The organism is Aeromonas sp. s2 (assembly GCF_040907935.1).
Classification (GTDB): Bacteria; Pseudomonadota; Gammaproteobacteria; order Enterobacterales; family Aeromonadaceae; genus Aeromonas; species Aeromonas dhakensis.
In genome coordinates this window covers 90128-110627 of sequence record NZ_JBFOCR010000025.1, presented here as the reverse complement: position 1 = coordinate 110627, position 20500 = coordinate 90128, and the positions used below count along the sequence as shown (strand labels likewise).

Below are 20500 nucleotides of genomic sequence, written 5' to 3'. Positions count from 1 at the left end.
TCTGGTTAAGGTAAGCACCAAAATACTTAAAAATCAAAATCATAAGAAAAATAAACCCCCATGCTCATCATGGGAACAAGGTCTATTTTAAGTTGCAGGTCATAACCATCTTTTAAGACTTTTCCTACACAGCATTAGATCGATCCAAACAGGTCGGGCCGCTATCTTGATTGACGAAAAGATGAGCTGGTTGATGGAGCTTTATGCTTCGGCAACTGGCAAAGCCGTCTGGACAAACAAGTCCGGCAAGATGGAAAGCGGACGCACCCCGGGTGCGTGAAATCAAAAGGGTGGCTAAACGCCCCCTATCAGGAAATGTGTAGGAAATATCAAGATGAAAAAGACTCTGATTGCACTGGCAGTGACTGGTCTGGGCTTTGCCGCCACAGCTCAGGCTGCCGTTGAAGCATCCGCGGTTGCCACCTGGCAGGCAACCGCCAAAAAAGACACCACCTCCGAGCTGGTTGTCACTCCGCTCTCCAGCCTCTCCTTCCAGTATGCCGAGGGGATCAAGGGGTTCAACACCGTCAATGGCCTGTTCGATGTTGCCATCAAGGGGGATGCCAGCGCGACCTCCTTTACCCTGAAAGCCAAGAAGCTGAATGGCACCCTGAACCATCTGGGTGGTAACTCCACCGTCGATGTGGGCGTGTTGTGGGGCGGTGCACCGGTCAGCACCACGGCCTACACCACCCTGATCGATACGGCGGCAGGCATCAGTGGCGGCAACCTATCTCCCATAGCCCAAGGTTTCAAGGAAGACACCCAACGAACCACGGCGCAGGGATCCTTCAGTTTCAACATTGAGAGTGCGACCGCCAACGGCAGCACAGCCACCTTTGAAGCTCTGCCCGATGGCCTGTGGAGCGGTGAGGTCAACGTCGAATTCGTTGCCAACTGGGCCTGACACCTCGACACATATCACTCGGGGCCCTGCGGGGCCCTTTGTATTCACAGGAGATGACATGAACCCGAAGATGCTGTTGGCATGGATGCTGTTTATCCCCGGAACAAGCCAGGCGATCAACGTCGGGTCGGTAACCACCTTTATTGATGCTGGCAGTCAGGATGTCGCCAAAGAGATCGAGAACGCCAGCGATCAGGCCAGGCTGGTCACCATTACGGTCACGCGTATCTCCTCCCCGGAGGAGGGCGGACAAGAGATGCCTATGGAGGTGGACGGCGAACTCATGCTGTCGCCGAGCCGGCTGATGTTGCCTGCCAACGCCAAGAACAACGTGCGGTTCTTTTACAAGGGCCCGCAGGATGGCAAGGAGCGTTATTACCGTATCCGCTGGCTGGATACAGCACTGTCGATGGACGACCAGCGCAATGATCGCCGCCAAGCCATCGCCACGACCTCGGCCCAGATAGGCACCATCCTGGTGGTCACGCCACGCCAGCAGAAGTTTGATTACCTTCTGCAGGGTAACGTTCTGATCAACAAAGGGAACGCCTCATACCGCACGGTGGCCTATGGCACCTGTCTGAAACAGCGCCAGGAGCAGTGCAAGGAAACCTATTACGACCTGCCGGGTAAACAGCGTCACTTCCGCCAGGTCGACCTTCGCGATCCAAAGAGCCATGTCGGCCTCTGGCTGGGCCAGGAATTCGTCGTCATCAAATAACCCTTATGTGCTGGTACTACCCCACCACCCGGTCGAGTGGCGGTGTTGTTTTGCCGAAATTTGAAACCATGGTGTGTGATATGTTGAAAAAAGCCTGCCTGTTGCCAGCCTCATTGCTGATCGTGATGTCAACCTCGGCCAGCGCAGCAGCACCACTGAAAATTGCCAACGTCATCATTCCTGCCAGCTTTGCCAGCGCACTGGCAGAAGGCATTGCCGTACCGGTCAGACTGCAGTACCGGGATCAGGCGTTGGCACTCGATACCACCACCGAAGAGTCCATCGGCAACGCCACGCTGATCCTGCGGGACGGCGCCCTGCATCTGCTCAACCTGGACTTCAATCAGGGACAGAGCGAAGTAGCCCTGCGCCAGGAGCTGGTGGATCTGCTGCAACAGAATCAGCTGCGTACCTTCTCCAGCGACGGACGCTTGGTCATCAACGACAGCGCCACCCTGCAGCTCGATCTGATCGCCATGCTGCTGACCATACAGGTCACCAAGGCCGCCTTTGGTGAGAAACGCATCAGCGCGGCCAAGACCAGCCTGACCCCCACCGTTGAAACACTGACCAGCGTCAACCGTTACAATCTGGGCTACTCCTTTGCCAACAGCCACCAGGCGGGCAGTACCAGCACCAACTTCGCCCAGCTCAACAGTCTGGTGGGGTACAGCGAACACCATCTGGATCTTGATGGCTCTCTCTACAATCTGGGGGAAACAAACCAGAGCGGCTCACTCTATCGCGCCATGTATGAGCGGGATATCGAAGATCGCCGCTTTGCGACCGGCATGGTATCGACCTGGGATCTCCAGACCCTGGGGGGCGTATCAGCCCTGAACGCCGGCCGGATCTACGGGCTCTCTTACGGCAACCAGGCGCGCTCACGCACCATCAACGAGAGCGAGTCCACCACTCCTGTCCAGGTTTTCATGCCCTCGGCAGGCGAGGTCCGGGTTTATCGGGATGGCAAGCTGATCGGCCTGCAGAATTTCTCTATCGGCAATCACAAGATCGATACCAGCCGCTTCCCTCATGGTTCCTACAGCGTCACGGTCGAGGTCCATATCGACGGTCGTATGACAGAGTCCAGCAATCAGCGCGTCACCAAACTCAACAACAACCTGGGCTTCGACCAGGAGTGGGGCTGGCAGTCATGGGGCGGACTGATTGAAGCCAGCCTGGATGGTACCCGCTCTCCCCTGCTGGGGCTGTCGCTGGCTCGTACCTTCGACACCACCAACCTGACTCTGACTGGCTATGGCTTCAAGGATGCCCTGGTCAGCGAGAGCCAGGCCAGCTGGCAACTGACCGACAGAATCAGTACCCAGCTGCAGGGGATGCTGGCCTCGGATACCTCCTGGCGAGTCTCGTCCGGCGTAACGGCACAGGTACACGACAACGTCTCGCTCTGGCTCAGTCAAGAAAAGCTCAACAGGGGCAACAAGCTGACCATGGCGGCCCTGGATCTCTATACCGCCGGCGTCAGCATCAACCTGAGCGGCTGGCATGACAAGCTGGGCAACCTCTCGTTCAACACCACGCACGACCGCGAACAGGGGAGTGACCGCAGTTATATCGACTATTACCAGGGCCTCTACTCCGGCCGTTATGGCCAGTTGTCGTTGCGCACCAGCCTGCAAAGCAGCAGCGCGACCCTGAGCGGGTTCAACAACAAGAGCCTGACACTGGACTACTCAATCCCGTTCGACAACCTGTTCAGTCTGGGCATGAGCAGCAATGAAGAAGGGCACACCACGGCCAATCTCAGCTATCAGCGGCGCATGGAAGGTTTCATCAATACGGCAACACTCAACGGCGCCAAAGTCATCAGTGGTGCGGAACAAAAAGATCTGGCTCTCTCGGGCACCCTTGGCTTCGAAAACAGCGTGACGGGCGGCACCCTGACCCTGGGTCGCAACCATGGGGGCGACGTGAACGGCAACCTGGTTGCACGTGGCTCTGTCATCACCACGGGGGATGAAATCCTGGCTTCCAGCCAGAACCGCTCCGGCTCGGGCCTGCTGATCGATACCGGCATCGGCAAGAAGGGCAAGATGCTCGCCAAGATCAACGGCCAGGAGTTCTCGCTGGAAGGCAGCAAGACCTTTGTCTCCCTCTCCCCCTTTCAGGAATACGAAGTGGAGCTGCTCAACAGCAAGACGACCAAAGACAGCTATGACATCAACACCGGCAAGCAGCGCTATACCCTGTTTCCCGGCAACGTGGCCAAGCTGGATGCAACCCGCTCGATCAAGGAGATGGTCACCGTCTTTGGCATCATCCGCGCCGAGGATGGCAGCGTGATCGCCAACGCCAGGATCGACAACCATATCGGTACCACAGTGACCAATGAGACCGGCGAGTTTTCACTGGATGTGGACAAGGCCAATCCGGTATTGAGCTTTAAACACGGCAACGAATTCTGTGAGGCAGAACTTGATCTGGCACAGCAGAGCGGTGCCGCCTGGGTAGGTGATGTGATCTGTCGCGGCCTGCCCACTTACGCCATGGCAAGAGGTTGATGGCATGAACATGACAAGAATAGGTATCTCGGCTTGCTTTATCGGCGGCATGCTTGCCAGTGCTGGCATCCAGGCCGCCGTCTCCAAAACCGTCTGGGGTGATGCGCCGCTACGCAATTTTCTGTTCATCGAAAACCAGGAAGACAACAACCTGTTTGTTGCCCCGACTGATGCCCTCGATCCCCGCCTTACCGGGGCCAACGCCTGGACCTCTCTCAAGGGCACCCGCCAGGTCAGCCTAGCTTATGTCGACAACGGCTATAACACCGACATCAATAACTGGAATGTGGACATGTGGGAAGAGGGGCCCATCAACCAGCCCTACATCAACCAACGCTGCATCATGAGCTACGCTCGCTGCGATCCCAATACGGCCGAGGCCGTCAACAAGCCTGCTGTAGTTGATGACAAGGGCTTCTACGGTCTGCTTGGCGCGGCAGCGGGTTGGGGCCATGCCAAGCTGAGCGCCAGTTTCTTCGACTACCTGAGAAGCATGCCGGTCGGCAGCAGACTGCTGCGTGAAATGAACCTGTGCGCCACCCTGGTCAGTTTCAACGCAGCCACAGGGGCGCGTTGCAAGGATCAGGCAAGTGGATACTGGTATGTTCGCAAGGTAGAACACAAGAAGGCGGGTCATATCAAGTTCACCCAAACCAACGCCATCAGCGAAGTGACCGTCGACAGCAATGGCAATCCCTATGTATTGCCAGGTTCCCGCGGCTGCGAAAACTATGTACTGAATAATGTCAGCGGAGTGCTGTGCCGCTTCCTCGATTACACCTTCATCGAAGATGGAAGCCAGACCTTCGATCCCATCTATCTGTTTACCAATATCAAGGATGCAGGCCTCAAGTCAGCCATCTCGGCCACCGATGTGCAAGTCACCGCCAACATGACCAACTGGGCCTGGAATGGCTATGACTACACGACGCGCTACCTGAAGAACCAGCAATCCGTATCCCTGTTTCTCTCGGGCAACTTCTTCAAGCAGGTCGTACGACTGGGTTTGCAGGATCGGCTGACCCGAGACCTGATCAACTTCAATATGCGCAATGCCCATGCCCCTGAAAGCGGCTATTACGAGTTCAGCGGCACCACGGAAATCATCATCAAGCCACGCCAGTTCAGCGTCTCCATCCTCTCGTCCGAAGGGATCACCAATCCCTATCGTGAGGGAGAGATCGGTAAAGACGTGCTGTCGTTTCAATACAATATTTCGGACAGCGGCCCGGTCTCGGCCGATGTGCTGGAGATGATCCTGGCCCAGGACAAGGGGAACCCTTATCAGGGCTACTGCACCTTCTATCCAGCCGATAGCCAGGAGCCCGAGAACGCGGTGCCCATTCCAGCCAGATTGGTGTTCGATTCCACCCGTTATGGCGCCAACTACCGCCATCCGATCGGCTGTGATCGGGTGCCGGTCGATATCAGGACGCTCGCCATCAAGGACAGCCAACCGGCCCACAACTGGGTGGACCCCAACGGCAATCCCGGCATCACCCGTTTCTATCTGCTCACACTGGACTTTGACCTGACCGATCCGAGGGCCGCACAAACCACGGAAGGCAGCATGTGGGAAGGAGAACGACACCAGAGCGGCACCCTGACCATCAAGGGCAGCTGGCGTTAGCAATCAACATGGATCTCAGGACAATGAAAAACTTGGCGCGCGGTTTGACTCTGGGACTAACGACTCTGCTGCTGGCCGGCCCCCTGGCGTGGGCCATCGACATAGGTCCCATGACCGCCATCATGGAGCACGATGAAGAGTTCATCTCCCGCACCGTCACCAACAACGCCAGTACACCCAAGCTCTACGAGCTCGCGGCGTATCGCATCACCAGTCCGACGGCGGACGAGGCCATGCTGCCCATGGCCCCAGGCGAATTGTTGTTCGCCCCCAAGCGGTTTGTGTTGCATCCCGACCAGCGGCAACACGTCAAACTCTATTACAAGGGGCCAGGCGATCGGCAGGAGCGCTACTACCGGGTCGTTTTCACCGAAGTACCGGCGGCACAGGCCGGTACACCCGATCACCCAGGCAAGCGCAGCTCGGTCGAGATGACCATAGCGTTGCAGTCCATCCTGGTAGTAAGACCACGCCAGGAACAGTTCGCATACCGCCTCGATCAGATGACGGGCAGCATCACCAATACCGGCAACAGCTTCTTTGAATTCATGGTGAAGCAAGGGTGTGACCAGCCCGATAACCTGGCCGACAACAAATATCTGCTACCCGGCGAAACCTATCACAACCCCAAGATCCGTCAGCCAGGCAACCAGAAGCTGATCGTGCATCAATCCCGCTTTGTGCGGGTTGGCAAGGACTGTTGGCCGGATTAGTCACCAGCAACCAGGCTCCCGGACTTGGGCAATGTCCTCACCATCAGGATGACAACGTAGCCAGCCGGGCGGCGAAGCCCATGAAGAAGAGGCCGATGAGGCCGTTGCCGAGTCTGGCGAGGCGTACCTTGCGCGCAAAGAAGCGGGCCATCAGGGTGCCGCCGAAGATCAGCAGGGTCAGATAGACGAAGCTCATGGCCTCCAGCATGCTCGCCAACACCAGGTAGGAGAGCCAGGTGTGGGCATAGTTGAAGTCGACGAACTGCACGAAGAAGGAGACGTAGAACAGGATCGCCTTGGGGTTGGTGAGGCTTAAAGTAAGCGCCTTGGAGAAGTAGCGCTCGCCGTGCTCGACCACGGACGCCTGCCCTTCCCCTCTGGCGATGAAGTTGGCGTACAAGATCTTCACCCCGAGATAGAGCAGATAGAGGGCGCCGAGATAGCGCACCAGGGTGAACAGTAGCGGGGTAGTGCGAATGAGGGAGGCGATGCCCAGATAGGCGCAAAAGATCAGGATGGCGTCGCCGACGAAGACCCCGAGGGCCGCCTGGTAGCCCGGGCCGACGCCGCGGCTCGCCCCGGTGCGCAGCACATAAATCGAGTTGGGTCCCGGCGCTATGATGATGAAGAAGAGCCCGACCAGGTAGGTCCAGACGTTGATAACCCCCAGACTCTCAAACATGGCGTGCCCCTCTGGACTTGGAAAAGAGCCCGCTCAGGCAGGTCCAGACGTTGATGACTCCCAGGCTCTCAAACATGATCCCTCCATGGCGGGTAGCGACCCACATAATGCGACGACGAGGTTTCTATACTAATCCTCCGCCCGCCGAGCACAAGCGCCGGGCAATGATCCGTTCATATCTGGGCTTCACATCCCCGCACTCACCACTTTGTGGTGTCCAGACGCGTCGGGATCAGGCATGTTAAGCCATATCCAGATTCACAGAACCCGCCCTCATGGAAAAGAGCCTCAGTACCGATCAACCACTCGCCGCTGCTGCCGCGCACGATGCCCTGAATCGCACCAGCTATCCGGTGATCGCTGCCATCAGCTTCTCGCACCTGTTGAACGACATGATGCAGTCGGTGTTGCTGGCCATCTATCCGCTGCTCAAGCTCGGCCTCAACCTGTCATTCGCCCAGATCGGCCTCATCACCCTCACCTACCAGTTCACAGGTTCGCTGTTGCAGCCGCTGATCGGCCTCTACACCGACCGCCGGCCCATGCCCTATTCATTGCCGTTCGGCATGGGCTTTACGATGATCGGCTTGCTGTCGTTGTCGCAGGCAGCCAGCTTCGGTGCCGTGCTGCTGTCGGCCATGCTGATCGGTATCGGTTCGTCGGTGTTCCACCCGGAATCGTCCCGGGTCGCTCGCATGGCGGCCGGCAGTTAGCCCGGGCTGGCCCAGTCGCTGTTCCAGATCGGCGGCAACCTGGGATCGGCCATAGGCCCGCTGCTCGCCGCGCTGATCATAGTGCCACGGGGCCAGGGCAGCGCGGCCTGGTTCTCGCTGTTCGCCCTGGTCGGCGTCATCGTGCTCAGCCTGGTCGGACGCTGGTCCAGCCACCACGCCGCCAACTTCCACAAACGGATGAAGGCGCACCTCGGTCACGGTCTGAGCCGCCGCCAGATCGGCTGGTCGCTGACCATCCTCGGCCTGCTGATGTTCTCCAAATTCTTCTACATGGCCAGTCTCAGCAGCTATTACACCTTCTACCTGATGGACAAGTTCAGCCTGTCGCTGGACAGCGCCCAGCTCTATCTGTTCGCCTTCCTGTTTGCCGTCGCGGCAGGTACCGTGCTCGGCGGGCCGATCGGTGACCGCATCGGTCGCAAGCGGGTGATCTGGATCTCCATCCTCGGCGTCGCCCCCTTCACCCTGCTACTGCCCCATGTCGACCTGTTCTGGACCTCGGTGCTCTCGGTCATCATCGGCCTGATCCTGGCCTCGGCCTTCTCTGCCATCCTGGTCTACGCCCAGGAGCTGGTGCCCGGCAAGGTCGGCACCATCTCCGGCCTGTTCTTCGGTATCGCCTTCGGCATGGGGGGCATAGGGGCGGCTCTGCTCGGCCAACTGGCGGATGCCACCAGCATCGAAACCGTGTACCGGGTCTGCGCCTACCTGCCGCTCATCGGCCTGCTGACCGTGTTCTTGCCAACCCTTAGAAAGGGATAGCGGGCCACCCCGCGAGGAATGCAACCCATAAAAAACGCGGCCTGAGAGGCCGCGTTTGACGTGGATGAGAGCAAGGGGTGGTCAGCAGTACTGCCCGGCTACCCAGCCGCCGGGGCTACAGCCCCACTGGAAGTTGCCATCGCGAAGGCCGCTATCGCGCTCATCGACGATACAGAAGCAGCCTCTATCAGCAGTACTGGCCGGCTACCCAACCGGAGGACCAGGCCCACTGGAAGTTGTAGCCACCGAGCCAGCCGGTCACGTCCACCACCTCGCCGATGAAGTAGAGACCGGCCACCTTGCGCGCCTCCATGGTCTTGGAGGAGAGCTCGTTGGTATCCACTCCCCCCAGGGTCACTTCGGCGGTGCGATACCCCTCGGTGCCGTTCGGCAGGATCTGCCAATCCCCCAGCAGGGTGGCCACCGCCTCCAGCTCCCGCTCGTTGTACTGGCGCATCGGCTTGCTGACCAGCTGGCCCAACTCCACCAGCTTGTCGACGAAGCGCTTGGGCAGCTCGCGCCCCAGCACGGTTTTCAGCTCCTGCGCCGGATGGGCCTGGGCCCACTCCCTGAGTGTGGCGGCGATGTCGAGCTCCGGCAGCAGGTTGATGTGGATCTTCTCCCCCGCCAGCCAGAAGGAGGAGATCTGCAGGATGGCCGGGCCGGAGAGGCCGCGATGGGTGAACAGCATGGCCTCCTTGAAGCAGGTGCCATCCTCGGCGGTCACCGCCACCGGCAGGCTGACTCCGGCCAGATCGGCGAAGGCCTCTTTATCTGCCTGATGCAGGGTGAAGGGCACCAGCCCGGCACGGGTCGGCAGCACCTTGAGGCCGAACTGCTCCGCCAGCTTGAAGCCGTAGGGGGTGGCACCGAGCTTCGGCATGGAGAGGCCGCCGGTGGCCACCACCAGCGAGTGGCAGGTTATCTCACCCTGACTGGTGGTCAGCACGAAGCCCTCTTCGCCCTTGCTGACGGTGAGGATCTCGGTCTGGAACTGCAGGGCCACGCCGGCCCAGTCGCACTCGGTCAGCAGGATGTCGACGATCTCCTTGGCGCTCTCGTCACAAAAGAGCTGGCCCAGGGTCTTCTCGTGATAGTTCAGGCCGTGCCGGTCCACCAGATCGATGAAATCCTGCTGGGTATAGCGCGCCAGCGCCGACTTGCAGAAGTGGGGGTTGGCCGAGAGAAAGGCGTGGGGGCCGGCCTGATGGTTGGTGAAGTTGCAGCGGCCGCCGCCACTGATGAGGATCTTGCGGCCCGGCTTCTTGGCGTTGTCGAGCACCAGCACGGAGCGGCCCCGATAACCGGCCTGGGCCGCACACATCAAGCCGGCCGCCCCGGCGCCGATCACCACCACATCAAACTGCTTCATCATCACTCACCCATCCAAAGAAAAACGGCCCCTGTTCAAACGAGAGACCGTCATTGTACCCGGCAGAAACCAGCCCAGTGGTTTCAGGGCATCAGCAACAGAAAACGGCCCCTGTTAAGAGGGGCCGTCATTGTACTGGCTGAACACTAAGTGTCCACGACTATCAGGCGTTGCCATCCATGATGCTGGCCGGGGCGCCCTTGGCCAGCTCGGCCAGCTCCTTGTCGATGAAGTAGAGGCCCTTGCCGTCCTCGCCCACCAGGCTCAGACGATCGACGATGCTCTTGAACAGCTTCTCCTCTTCGTGCTGCTCGGCCACGTACCACTGCAGGAAATTGAAGGTGGAGTAGTCCTGGGTGGTGAACGCCACGTGAGCCAGGCCGTTGATGCACTTGGTGATGTGGTATTCATGCTCGAGGGTGGTGCGGAAGATGTCGCCCAGGGACTTGAACTCGTGGGGAGGGGCATCGATGGCGCCCAGCAGCGGCATGGCACCGGTCTCGCTCACATAGGTGAACAGGCGCTCCATGTGCTGACGCTCCTCGACGGCGTGCTGGCGCAGGAAGGTGGCCGCCCCCTCGAAGCCCTTGTCCTCGCACCAGGCGCTCATCTGCAGGTAGAGGTTGGAGGAATAGAATTCAAGATTAATCTGCTCGTTCAACTTCTCGATCATGGCTTTGGCCAACATGATGATTCTCCACTGTGATTTGGTCACGATTGTCGCCACAGTTTCGTTATGAAGCAACCAGATACCGCTGCCCGAGCTCTCAGTTGTGACAGCTTTTCGCCTCATCCTATCCCCCATACGGTTATAGAGAAGCAAAGAAACATGGTGTAGGTGGATTCAGCCATTATGATGGCGCCAGTGGTCGGGGAAAGGATTCAATGAGATTCATAATGGCACTGGCGCTGCTCTGGATGACCCAGTTGCAGGCAGCTCCCTCCTTGCTGAAAGAGGCTGAATTGCAGGCGGCGCGCGATCCCGTCGGCTATCTGCAGCGCCTCGACGCCGAACCGGCGCAGGAGATGGAGCTGTTCTACGCCAGAGCCCTGGCCCAGGCGGCACTGGGGCGCTATCCACAGGCCCTGCTCGACAACGCCCGGGCCCGCGGGCTGGCCAGCGCCCAGCAGGAGACCCTGCGCCTGCTCGACTTTCGCTTGCAGCAGATCGCCCTCACCTTGGACACCGAGGCGCCGGATCAGGCGCTCACCCTGCTGGAGCAGCTCAGACCCGCCGTTGCCGGCCATCCGCAGCAGACCTCGGAGTGGCACGCCCTGAACGGGCTCGCCCTCTACCGCACCCAGCAACTGAGCCCGGCCATCGCCGAACTCAAGACCGCCTTTCGCCTCAAACAATCGGTACCGGACTCCCCCATCGCCAGCTTGCAGTGTGCCCGCCTGCTGATGACCCTCGGCAACCTCTATGCCGATCTGAACCTGGCGCGGGAAGCCGAAGGCTACTATCTGGAGGCGCTGCAACGCATGGTGCAGCTGGGCGAACCCAACAGCCAGATCATCATCCGCGCCAACATGGCGCGGCTCTATATCGATACCGATCGACCCGCCCAGGCCAGGCGGCTGCTGGACAACCTGCTCAGAAACCCGGAGCTGGCGCCGGATTACCGAGCCATCATCCTCGGCTATCAGGCCATGGCGCTCAACGCCCAGCACGACTGGGCCGGCGCCCTGCGCACCCTGGACGAGGCACAGGCGCTATATCGGCAGCTGGGCTACCCGGAAGCCGGCACGCGCCTGCAGGAGACCCGGGCCCGGGCGCTGCAAGGTAGCGGCGAGAAACAGCTGGCGCTGCAGGTGCTGACCAGCCAAGGGAGTGCGGGGGCCGCCAGCAAGGCGCTGCAGGCCAGTCTGCTGGCGGACCAGGGGCGCTACCCGGAGGCCTACCAGGCACTCAGCGAATACGTGAGCGACTACAAGCAGCACTTCAACCAGACCCTGAGCCAGCATGCCGCCGCCTTCCAGGCCGAGATGGATCTGGCCCGCAGCGAGGCCAGCAACCGGGTGCTGCAACAGGAGAACGAGAACAAGCGCCAGCAGCTGCTGCATCAGCAGAGTGCCCGCCACTACCAGCTGATGCTGGTCGGCCTGCTGGCCGGTGCCCTGCTGCTGCTCGGACTCACCACCCATCGGCTGCACCGCAGCTCACGCCACCTCTACAAGCTGGCCACCTTCGATCAGCTGACCGAGCTGCCCAATCGCCGTGCCCTGCTGGAGCGGCTGGCCAGCCGCTGGCAGCAGGAGGGGCCGCTCACCCTGATCATCATCGACATCGATCACTTCAAGCAGATCAACGACCGTCACGGCCATCAGGCGGGGGACAGAGCTATTCAGCGGTTGGCGCGGGAGCTGAGATCCTGGGCGCCCGACCAGCAGCTGGTGGGGCGCTTGGGTGGCGAGGAGTTTCTGGTAGCGGTGCCGCTGCCGGCGGCGGATTGCTGGTATCTGGCAGAGCAACTGCGCCAGCGCATCGGCCAGATCGAACAGCCGCGCATGACCATCAGCATCGGGGTGGCCGGCCGCTCGGCCACCGATGACGGGCTGGGCCAGCTCATCCACCGGGCCGACATGGCCATGTATCAGGCCAAGCGCCAGGGCCGCAATCAGACCATACTGGCCGCGGAGCCTAGCAGCCCCGAAGAACCGGAGGCACTGGCCAGCAGCGTGGCCTGAGCCGCAGCCTCCCCTGACTCAGGGCTGCAGCTCGCTGAGGGAGGCGACATCCACGGGCTCGCCATAGTCCACCCCCGCCAGCTCGAAGCCGTTGAGCTGCATGAAGTCCTGCCGCAGCCCGGCAAAATCCCCCAGCGCGTGGAAGTTGTCCGGCGTCACCTTGGACCAGAGCGCCGAGATGGCGGCCTGCACGGCCGGGTCGAGCTCGTGGTCATCCATCCGGATCAGCCGGTTGCCGTCAGCCACCACCCCTTGCGGGCCGTACATTTTGCTGGCGAACAACCGCTGCATCTGCTCGATGCAGCCCTCGTGTACCCCGCGCTCCTTCATCACCCCCATCAACAAGCCCAGATAGACAGGCAGCACCGGAATATAGGCGCTCGCCTTGGTCACCAGCGCCTTGCAGACCGACACCCAGGCGTGGCCGCCGATCTCCGCCAGCTGCAGGTTGATGGTCTCGGCGGTGGCGTGCAGGTGCTCCTTGGCATAGCCGATGGTGCCGTCCCGATAGAGGGGGTAGGTCGATTCGGGGCCGATATAGGAGTAGGCCACGGTTTGCGCGCCGGGCGCCAGGCAATCCGCCTGCTGCAGTGCCTGCAGCCAGAGCTGCCAATCCTCGCCCCCCATCACGCTGACGGTGTCGCGGATCTCCTCCGGGGTGGCCGGATCCAGCGACTGCTGCACCAGGGTGTCCTGTTCCAGATCCAGCCCCCAGCCGCGAAAGGGCTGCCCGGTGGTCTTGAGCACGGAGCGCACCTGAGTACCGTCAGGCAGTACCCGGATGCCGCTCGCCAGCGAGTAGATCACCAGATCCACCTGCCCGAGCTGCTGGCGGATGACGTCGATGGCCTGCTGACGCATCTGGTCTGAGAAAGCGTCACCGATCAGGTTGATGGCCACGCGGCCAGCCTGTTCCGCCTCCGTGCGAAACCAGATGTTGTTGTACCAGCCGGCGCTACCCAGCCCCTTGTCGGAGGGGCCGCGTTCGAACGACACGCCAATGGTGTCGGCGCCGGCCCCGAAGGCCAGGGCGATGCGCGACGCCAGCCCGAAGCCGGACGAAGCGCCCAGCACCAGCACCCGTTTCGGCCCGTTGAACGGGCCCGCCGCCCGGATCCGCGCGATCTGCTGCAGCACGGCGGCGCGGCAGCCGATGGGGTGACAGTTGCGGGCGACGCAGCCCTGGATTTGTGGATGAATGATCATCAAGGAGTCTCCGGGAAAGGAACACGACAGCAGGAACGGCCGTGGGACGCAGCGGCGCGCCACGGTTTGCCAAGGGAACTGGCTACAGCATAACCAAGCGGGGCGGGATTACCTTGATGTCGGGCGGAATATCGGCGGGAAGAGGGCAGAAAAACAAAAGGGAGCGCGAGGCTCCCCAAAGCGGTATTCAGATGCTTTTTGTTGTTTTGTGTTCATTGCGAAACACGGGCACATCCTATGCCTGTCACCGGCTACGGGCAAGCCGGCGGGTGTGACCTGCTTCAAACTCCTGTTCGATTTATCGCCAGTTTATTGCCCATCATCGACAGCAAGCTCCATAGGAAACTCTTTTAAATCCCAAAACTGTGCCGGGGACACCATTTTAGTTTCAGCAGACATTGGTATAGTGGACTCAGGATCAGTGAGGAGAACTCCCATGAATGGAACCTATTACAAACACATACTGGCCGCGATCGACCTGTCGGAAGACAACCGCAAGGTGATCGAGAAGGCGGTCGACCGGGCCCGCTCCAACGGCGCCAAGCTGTCGGTGATCCATGTCGATGTGGACCTCAAGGATCTCTACACCGAGATGATCGATATCGACATCGACAACGTGCAGGACCAGGTGATCGCCGAGGCGAAAGAGAAGCTGGAAGCCTTCCTGGCGTCGGTGGACTACCCCATCGAGAAGAAGCTGGTGATCTGCGGCGATTTGAGCGAGCGGGTCAACCAGGCGGTCAGGGATTATCAGATAGACCTGCTGGTGTGCGGCCACCGTCAGAGCTTCTGGAGCCTGCTCACGTCGAGCGCGCGTCAGCTGATGAATACCGTGCCCTGCGATCTGCTGGTCGTCCCCTTGCAGAAGTGATCAAACAGGCGTAGTTTCATTTGCCATGAATATGACCTCATTCAATCACAACTACTGGTGGTGCTGCTCTTAAACAGGCGGCACTGCTTTTCTATGTAAAATTTCCCAAAGAAAACACCGTGACCGCCGAGAGGCGGTCATTGTTTTCATCCCTTTGTCGCCTCCCGGCTCACCCAACTGGAGAGAGTGACATGCACAACCCCGTTATCCTGACCGGCGACCGCCCCACCGGCAAACTGCACATCGGCCACTACGTCGGCTCGCTGCGCCAGCGCGTGGCCGCCCAGCACAATTACCGCCAGTTCGTGATGATCGCCGATCTGCAGGCGCTGACCGACAACGGCCACAACCCTGCCAAGGTGACCGATCACGTACTGGAGGTGATGGCCGACTACCTGGCCGCCGGCCTCGACCCGGCCAAAACCACCTTCTGCCTGCAGAGCGCCCTGCCCGCCCTCGCCGAGCTGACGACCTATTACCTCAACCTGGTCAGCGTCGCCCGGCTGGAGCGCAACCCCACCGTCAAGGCGGAGATCCAGCAGAAAGGGTTCGAGCGCAGCCTGCCGGCCGGCTTCCTGATCTATCCGGTCAGCCAGGCCGCCGACATCACCGCCTTTCGCGCCACCCATGTGCCGGTGGGCGAGGATCAGCTGCCGATGCTGGAGCAAACCAACGAGATAGTGCGCCGCTTCAACTCTCTGGTTGGCAAGGAGGTGCTGACCGAGTGCCAGCCCATTCTGAGCGACACCGGCCGCCTGCCCGGCATCGACGGCAAGGCCAAGATGTCCAAGTCCCTCGGCAACACCATAGAGCTCGGCATGTCGAGCGACGAGATCAAGCAGGCGGTGTTCGCCATGTATACAGACCCCAATCACCTCAAGGTGAGCGATCCGGGTCAGGTGGAGGGCAATACGGTGTTCGCCTATCTGGATGCCTTCCACCCCGACAAGGCGCTGGTGGCCGAGATGAAGGCCCACTACCAGCGCGGCGGGCTGGGGGACATGCGCTGCAAGCAGATGCTCAACGACTGCCTGCAGACCCTGCTCGCCCCGATGCGGGAACGGCGCGAGGCGGCCATCGCCGACAAGCGCCAGCTGCTGCGCCTGTTGCAGCAGGGCACCGAGCAGGCGCGCGCCCTGACCGACGAGGTGCTGGCCGAGGTGAAGGGGGCAATGGGGCTCGACTACTTCGCCGGATTGAACTGATCCGCCCCGCGCTGCGCCGGGCTGCCGAGCGCATCCGCGCCGTAGCGCTCGAACGCCAGCCGGTGCAACAGCCCCTTGAACCAGCCGATCGCCTCGTCATGGGCGGTGAGCGGGTGGCCCGCCATCAGATAGACGATGGGGATGGCGGGGTCCAGCTGGTGCAGGCGCAGCGGGTAGTAACGACAGAAGTGGCGCCCGATCATCTCGGGCACCACCACCAGATAGCGGCCGGTGGCCATCAGCGGCGGCACCGCCATAAAGCTCGGCAGGCGGACACCCAATTCCCGCTCCACCCCGAAGCGGGCCAGCCAGAGATCCACCATGGCCTGGCTGTGACCCCAGCTGGAGGTGTGGATGTGGGGCCGGCTGACCAGATCGTCCGGCCCCAGCACGTCCGGCAGCTCGCTGCCAAGGGGCGACAGACAGACCAGCGGGTTGTTGAACCAGGGTTCGCGCCACAGCCGGGGCGAGAGGTGGTTGGCATCGGCGAAACCGATCACCAGATCCAGCTCCCCCTTCTCCAGCTCCCGCTCATAGTCGCTGTCCGCCAGCTCGCACACCTCCAGCCGGCAGTGCGGGGCATGCCGGTGCAACCGCTCCACCAGCGCCGGCACCAGGCCGTGTTCCACTGAACCCGGGGTGGCGATGCGAAAGATCCGCCGCGCACTGGCGGGGTCGAACCCCTTGGCCTGCCGCAACCCCTGCTCCAGCATGGCCAGCGCCTGGCGCACCGGGCCGGCCAGCGCCTTGGCCCGCTCGGTCGGCATCATCTCGCGCCGGCTCATCACGAACAGGGGGTCGTCAAGCGCCGTTCGCAGCCGCCCCAGCGCATGACTGACGGTGGACTGGGAGAGGTGCAGCCGCTCGGCGGCACGGGTGACGTTGCGCTCCTGCATCAGCATGTCGAACACGGTGAGCAGGTTGAGGTCGAGGCGGGAAAGGGGCAGTTCCATCGATATTGGCCATGGTTGGATGACGACAATTCATTTTTGGCATAGTAGCAGATTGCATAGAATGCGCAGGCAAATTACATCGGAGATTAAAATGCGTAGCTATCTGTTGTTGCTGGCGATTGGCCTGTTGTGGGGCTCCCAGTTCATTTTCATGCATCAGGCCGTCACCGAATTGCCCCCCATCATGGTGGCAGCGGGTCGCGCCTTGTGTGGCAGCCTGACCCTGGGTCTGCTCTGCCTGTTCATGCGTCTCAAGAGCGAGCACACCCCGTGGCGTACCTACATGTTGATCGCCCTGCTGGATGCCACCCTGCCCTTCATCATGGTGGCCTGGGGTCAACAGTATGTGGATAGCGCCATCGCCGCCGTGGTAATGGGTTGTATCCCGTTTGTCACCATCCTGATGGCACCCTTGTTGGTTTCCGGTGAAAAAATCACCAAGGGTGGTCTCGTCTCCGTGGTCATCGGCTTCGTCGGCGTACTGGTGCTGTTCTGGCCGAAACTGGCCAGCGGCATGAATGCCGGCCTGCTCGGCGCCATGGCCATCCTGTTCGGTGCTAGCTGCTTCGCCATCGGCCTGCTGATGATCAAGCGCTTCGCCAAGGACCATCCGGTGGTCGTGGCACGCAACATCCTGATCTCCTCGGCTATCCAGCTGCTGCTGGCCGCACCGTTCGTCACCGATCTGAGCGCGCTCACCCTGCCGAGCCAGCAGGCCATCGGCGCCGTCGCGGTGCTCGGGGTGTTCTGTACCGGTCTGGTCTACTTCCTCTACATGGCGCTGATCCAGAAGGCGGGCCCGACCTTCGCCTCCTTCAGCAACTACCTGGTGCCGCTGTTCGGCGTCATGCTGGGTGCCCTGTTCCTCGGCGAGCAGATCCAGTCCACCACAGGTGTGGCACTGGCCCTGATCTTGGGCTCGGTCGCCCTCAACCAATGGGCCCAGCAGCGCCGCGTCCAGCGGGAGGCTGCCCTATGTCAGGCATCCTGACCACGCTCTGCGGCGGCCTGGTGGTGATCGCCGGCTGGCAGTATCGCCGGCGGCTGGTGGGTCTGCTCGGGCTGTTGATGGTGCTGCTGCCCTGGTTCTTCGACAGCAAGCTGCAAGCCATGCTGAGCTATGCGTTGAGCGCCTGACGTCTGTTTCTGAATGTGTGACGAGAGTGTATCTCTCCTGTTTTTGGGACCGTTTTAAAAAAACCTCCGATTTGTCCCCTCTACCGGCGCTCTGCGCCGGTTTTTTTATGCCCGCCTGGCGGCCTTGCCGTCCCATCACGCCAGATAGCGATAACTCAGTCGCTCGTTCTTGCGCGGGCCTGTGATCTGCCAGCCGAGCAGAAAACCGCCCTCGGTCGGCGTCAGCTCGGCGCTGTAGTGATCCTGGCCACACAGATGGGGTTCGGCGGTGAGCCAGCGACCATCCGTCTGAGGCAGCAGCTCGAACAGCACCACCGGCTGTTCATAGCGCAGATGGGAGAGCCGGATCCCCTGCTCGCCGCGCTGCCACCAGAAGCGATTGTGCATGGTCAGCACCCGGCCATGGGGCGTGGTATAGCGACCCGTCTCGACAAACAACCAGCCGCCCTGGTGATCGGTCACCACCACCTCCCCCTCGCCGCTGCCACTCCAGTCGGTGGCGGAGCCTGCCCCGTTGCTCGCGCTAAAGGCAAATGCTCCGATCTGTGGCAACTGGCGCCATAAACGCTGGATCACGGCTTCCTTCTCGGCCATCATAGCCCCCTTCAAAATTGACAACTGACGACAAATCAACCACATGAACTACTTGATAGGGGTTACCCTGCTCTGGTCATTCTCCTTCAGCCTGATCGGGGTCTATCTCGCCGGCCAGGTGGATGCCTACTTCTCGGTACTGACCCGCATCGTGCTCGCCAGCCTGGTGTTCCTGCCCTTCCTGCGCCGCCGCTGGCTGCGGCCCGACCTGGTGGCCAAGCTGATGGCCCTCGGCGCCACCCAGCTCGGCATCATGTATCTGTTCTATTACCACTCCTTCCTGCTGCTGACGGTGCCGGAAGTGCTGGTGTTCACCATCTTCACCCCCATCTACGTCACCCTGATCCACGATCTGCTGGAGCGGCGCTTCAAGCCGGTCTATCTGTGGGGAGCACTGCTGGCGGTACTGGGGGCGGCCGTCATCCGCTTCGACGGGCTGACCGAAAGCTACGTGCTGGGCTTCCTGGTGGTACAGGGTGCCAACGTCTGCTTCGCCCTGGGTCAGGTGGGCTACAAGGTACTGCTGGCACGGGAGGAACAGCAACCGCCGCAACTGGCGGTGTTCGGCTGCTTCTATCTGGGCGCCCTGGCCGTGGCCCTGCCCGCCTGGTGGCTGCTCGGCACGCCGCAATACCCCACCAGCACCCTGCAGTGGGGCATATTGCTGTGGCTGGGGATCGGTGCCTCGGGCCTTGGTTACTTCCTGTGGAACAAGGGGGCGACCCAGGTCAGCAGCGGCGTGCTGGCAATCATGAACAACGCCCTGATCCCGGCGGGTCTTCTGGTCAACCTAGTGCTGTGGGGCAAGGATACCGACCTGCTCAGGCTCAGCCTGGGCGGCCTGCTGATGCTGGCCTCCCTCTGGGTATGCCAGCGTCATGGGGTAAGTGAGCGCTGACTAAAAATCAGCCAACGACTGTGTTGTGCTCCCGTCTGGCCTGACCGTGACAGGTGGCCAGCCGGGCCAGCAGGTGATCGATCTGCTCGCCGGCCTGACTCTGCACCAGCCCGATGCTGACGGTCACCGGCCGCTGCGGCAGCAGGCTGGCATCGGCGATCTCCATCCGCAGCCGCTCGGCAATCTCGAGGCCGCTCAGCCGGTCGGTCTGGGAGAGCATCAGGATGAAGCCGTCTTCGTCCCAGCGGGCGAAGGGATCTTCCCGCCGCAGCTCGTGACGCACGATGCGGGCCAGCTTGGCCAGCATGGCGTCGCAGGCCACCTCGCCAAACAGCTGCTGGATCTTGGCTCTGTGATCGACGGTGAATTGCAGCAGGCTGAAGCTGCCGCTCGCGCTGGCCAGCCGCTCATCGAGCAGCTGTTCGAAGCGGCTGCGGCTCTCCAGCCCGGTGAGGGGATCGGTACCGTGCCGCTCCTCCACCTGTACCGCCTGCGGTTCGAGCAGACGTACCACCCCCAGCACCTGGCCGTGGACATCGCGCCTGGCCCGCTCTTCCAGCCGGACATAGTGGCCATCGTGATGCAGGATGCGGTATTCGAGCCGGATCTGGGCCACCCGCCCGCTCTGGCAGGCCAGCTGCGCCTCCTGCAGGCTCCCCAGATCGTCGGGGTGCACCCGCTCCAGCCAGCCGAGGTCGTCCAGACCGGCTTCGTTCACTCCCAGCAGCCGCAGACAGGAGAGATCCCGCTGCACGCCCTGCTGCGGACTCCAGCTCCAGAGCCCTGCCTCCAGCAAAGCGATGGCATCCGCCATCAGCGCCAGATCAAACCGGGTAATTGCCTCCCTGAGGGGAGCCTTGAGCATGTCCATCGAGCGCCTCGACACCGAATCTGAAGACCTT

General features: G+C 61.4%; 18 protein-coding genes and 1 pseudogene. 12 read left to right on the top strand and 7 right to left on the bottom strand.

The window, feature by feature from the left end; all coding sequences use genetic code 11:
• Positions 1-334 precede the first annotated feature (334 nt).
• The 5 genes from AB5Y81_RS19550 (at position 335) to AB5Y81_RS19530 (ending at position 6496) form a co-directional block, all read left to right on the top strand.
• Entirely contained in the window at positions 335-907 is a 573-nt protein-coding gene (locus AB5Y81_RS19550) for a common pilus major fimbrillin subunit EcpA (RefSeq protein WP_010635658.1), read from the top strand.
• 58 nt (positions 908-965) lie between these two features.
• Positions 966-1628, top strand: a complete 663-nt coding sequence (locus tag AB5Y81_RS19545; RefSeq protein WP_017780357.1) for a hypothetical protein — start codon at positions 966-968, stop codon at positions 1626-1628.
• An 80-nt stretch (positions 1629-1708) separates the two neighbouring features.
• Complete coding sequence (locus AB5Y81_RS19540) at positions 1709-4153, top strand: fimbrial biogenesis outer membrane usher protein (RefSeq protein WP_279485098.1); 2445 nt, start codon at positions 1709-1711, stop codon at positions 4151-4153.
• Between the two features lie 4 nt (positions 4154-4157).
• On the top strand, positions 4158-5783 hold the full coding sequence (locus AB5Y81_RS19535) for a hypothetical protein (RefSeq protein WP_026141427.1): 1626 nt from the start codon (positions 4158-4160) through the stop codon (positions 5781-5783).
• A 23-nt stretch (positions 5784-5806) separates the two neighbouring features.
• The gene (locus AB5Y81_RS19530) at positions 5807-6496 is read left to right on the top strand and encodes a fimbria/pilus periplasmic chaperone (RefSeq protein ID WP_017780354.1); all 690 of its coding nucleotides are present in this window, start codon (positions 5807-5809) and stop codon (positions 6494-6496) included.
• A gap of 43 nt (positions 6497-6539) precedes the next feature.
• Here the strand turns inward: AB5Y81_RS19530 and leuE are convergent, their stop codons facing one another.
• The gene (gene leuE, locus AB5Y81_RS19525) at positions 6540-7178 is read right to left on the bottom strand and encodes a leucine efflux protein LeuE (RefSeq protein WP_017780353.1); all 639 of its coding nucleotides are present in this window, start codon (positions 7176-7178) and stop codon (positions 6540-6542) included.
• Between the two features lie 275 nt (positions 7179-7453).
• Here leuE and AB5Y81_RS19520 point away from each other — a divergent pair.
• A pseudogene (locus tag AB5Y81_RS19520) lies at positions 7454-8674 on the top strand (MFS transporter).
• A gap of 187 nt (positions 8675-8861) precedes the next feature.
• Here the strand turns inward: AB5Y81_RS19520 and AB5Y81_RS19515 are convergent.
• Both AB5Y81_RS19515 and ftnA read right to left on the bottom strand, forming a co-directional pair.
• Positions 8862-10046: an NAD(P)/FAD-dependent oxidoreductase gene (locus AB5Y81_RS19515; protein ID WP_162513137.1), complete on the bottom strand. Its 1185-nt coding sequence runs from the start codon at positions 10044-10046 to the stop codon at positions 8862-8864.
• Between the two features lie 163 nt (positions 10047-10209).
• Complete coding sequence (gene ftnA, locus AB5Y81_RS19510) at positions 10210-10734, bottom strand: non-heme ferritin (RefSeq protein WP_005307011.1); 525 nt, start codon at positions 10732-10734, stop codon at positions 10210-10212.
• 209 nt (positions 10735-10943) lie between these two features.
• Here ftnA and AB5Y81_RS19505 point away from each other — a divergent pair, with 209 nt between their 5' ends.
• The gene (locus AB5Y81_RS19505) at positions 10944-12734 is read left to right on the top strand and encodes a GGDEF domain-containing protein (RefSeq protein WP_279485517.1); all 1791 of its coding nucleotides are present in this window, start codon (positions 10944-10946) and stop codon (positions 12732-12734) included.
• Positions 12735-12752: 18 nt separating this feature from the next.
• On the opposite strand, the gene fabV is transcribed toward AB5Y81_RS19505, so the two are convergent.
• Entirely contained in the window at positions 12753-13940 is a 1188-nt protein-coding gene (gene fabV / locus AB5Y81_RS19500) for an enoyl-ACP reductase FabV (protein WP_201882064.1), read from the bottom strand.
• Positions 13941-14376: 436 nt separating this feature from the next.
• Here fabV and AB5Y81_RS19495 point away from each other — a divergent pair, with 436 nt between their 5' ends.
• Both AB5Y81_RS19495 and trpS read left to right on the top strand, forming a co-directional pair.
• Positions 14377-14811 carry a universal stress protein gene (locus tag AB5Y81_RS19495; protein ID WP_010635648.1) on the top strand — a complete coding sequence of 145 codons (435 nt, stop codon included), beginning with the start codon at positions 14377-14379 and terminating at the stop codon, positions 14809-14811.
• A gap of 191 nt (positions 14812-15002) precedes the next feature.
• Positions 15003-16016: a tryptophan--tRNA ligase gene (trpS, locus tag AB5Y81_RS19490; RefSeq protein ID WP_279485096.1), complete on the top strand. Its 1014-nt coding sequence runs from the start codon at positions 15003-15005 to the stop codon at positions 16014-16016.
• Here trpS and AB5Y81_RS19485 read toward each other — a convergent pair.
• Entirely contained in the window at positions 15995-16969 is a 975-nt protein-coding gene (locus tag AB5Y81_RS19485; protein WP_017785115.1) for a LysR family transcriptional regulator, read from the bottom strand. The two genes, trpS and AB5Y81_RS19485, sit on opposite strands and share 22 nt — an antisense overlap.
• A gap of 91 nt (positions 16970-17060) precedes the next feature.
• Between AB5Y81_RS19485 and AB5Y81_RS19480 the strand changes: the two genes are divergently transcribed.
• Both AB5Y81_RS19480 and AB5Y81_RS19475 read left to right on the top strand, forming a co-directional pair.
• Positions 17061-17960 (top strand): DMT family transporter, encoded by a 900-nt coding sequence (locus AB5Y81_RS19480; RefSeq protein ID WP_172442892.1) that lies wholly within the window; start codon positions 17061-17063, stop codon positions 17958-17960.
• Positions 17945-18106 carry a hypothetical protein gene (locus AB5Y81_RS19475; protein WP_017780345.1) on the top strand — a complete coding sequence of 54 codons (162 nt, stop codon included), beginning with the start codon at positions 17945-17947 and terminating at the stop codon, positions 18104-18106. The genes AB5Y81_RS19480 and AB5Y81_RS19475 overlap by 16 nt, the downstream gene beginning before the upstream one ends.
• Positions 18107-18241: 135 nt before the next feature.
• Here the strand turns inward: AB5Y81_RS19475 and AB5Y81_RS19470 are convergent, their stop codons facing one another.
• Positions 18242-18700, bottom strand: a complete 459-nt coding sequence (locus AB5Y81_RS19470) for a DUF6314 family protein (protein ID WP_026458963.1) — start codon at positions 18698-18700, stop codon at positions 18242-18244.
• 43 nt (positions 18701-18743) lie between these two features.
• Between AB5Y81_RS19470 and AB5Y81_RS19465 the strand changes: the two genes are divergently transcribed.
• A complete protein-coding gene (locus AB5Y81_RS19465) occupies positions 18744-19598 on the top strand; it encodes a carboxylate/amino acid/amine transporter (protein WP_024942369.1) in 855 nt (284 codons plus the stop codon).
• Between the two features lie 7 nt (positions 19599-19605).
• On the opposite strand, the gene AB5Y81_RS19460 is transcribed toward AB5Y81_RS19465, so the two are convergent.
• Positions 19606-20469 carry a sensor domain-containing diguanylate cyclase gene (locus tag AB5Y81_RS19460; RefSeq protein WP_279485095.1) on the bottom strand — a complete coding sequence of 288 codons (864 nt, stop codon included), beginning with the start codon at positions 20467-20469 and terminating at the stop codon, positions 19606-19608.
• Positions 20470-20500: the final 31 nt, after the last annotated feature.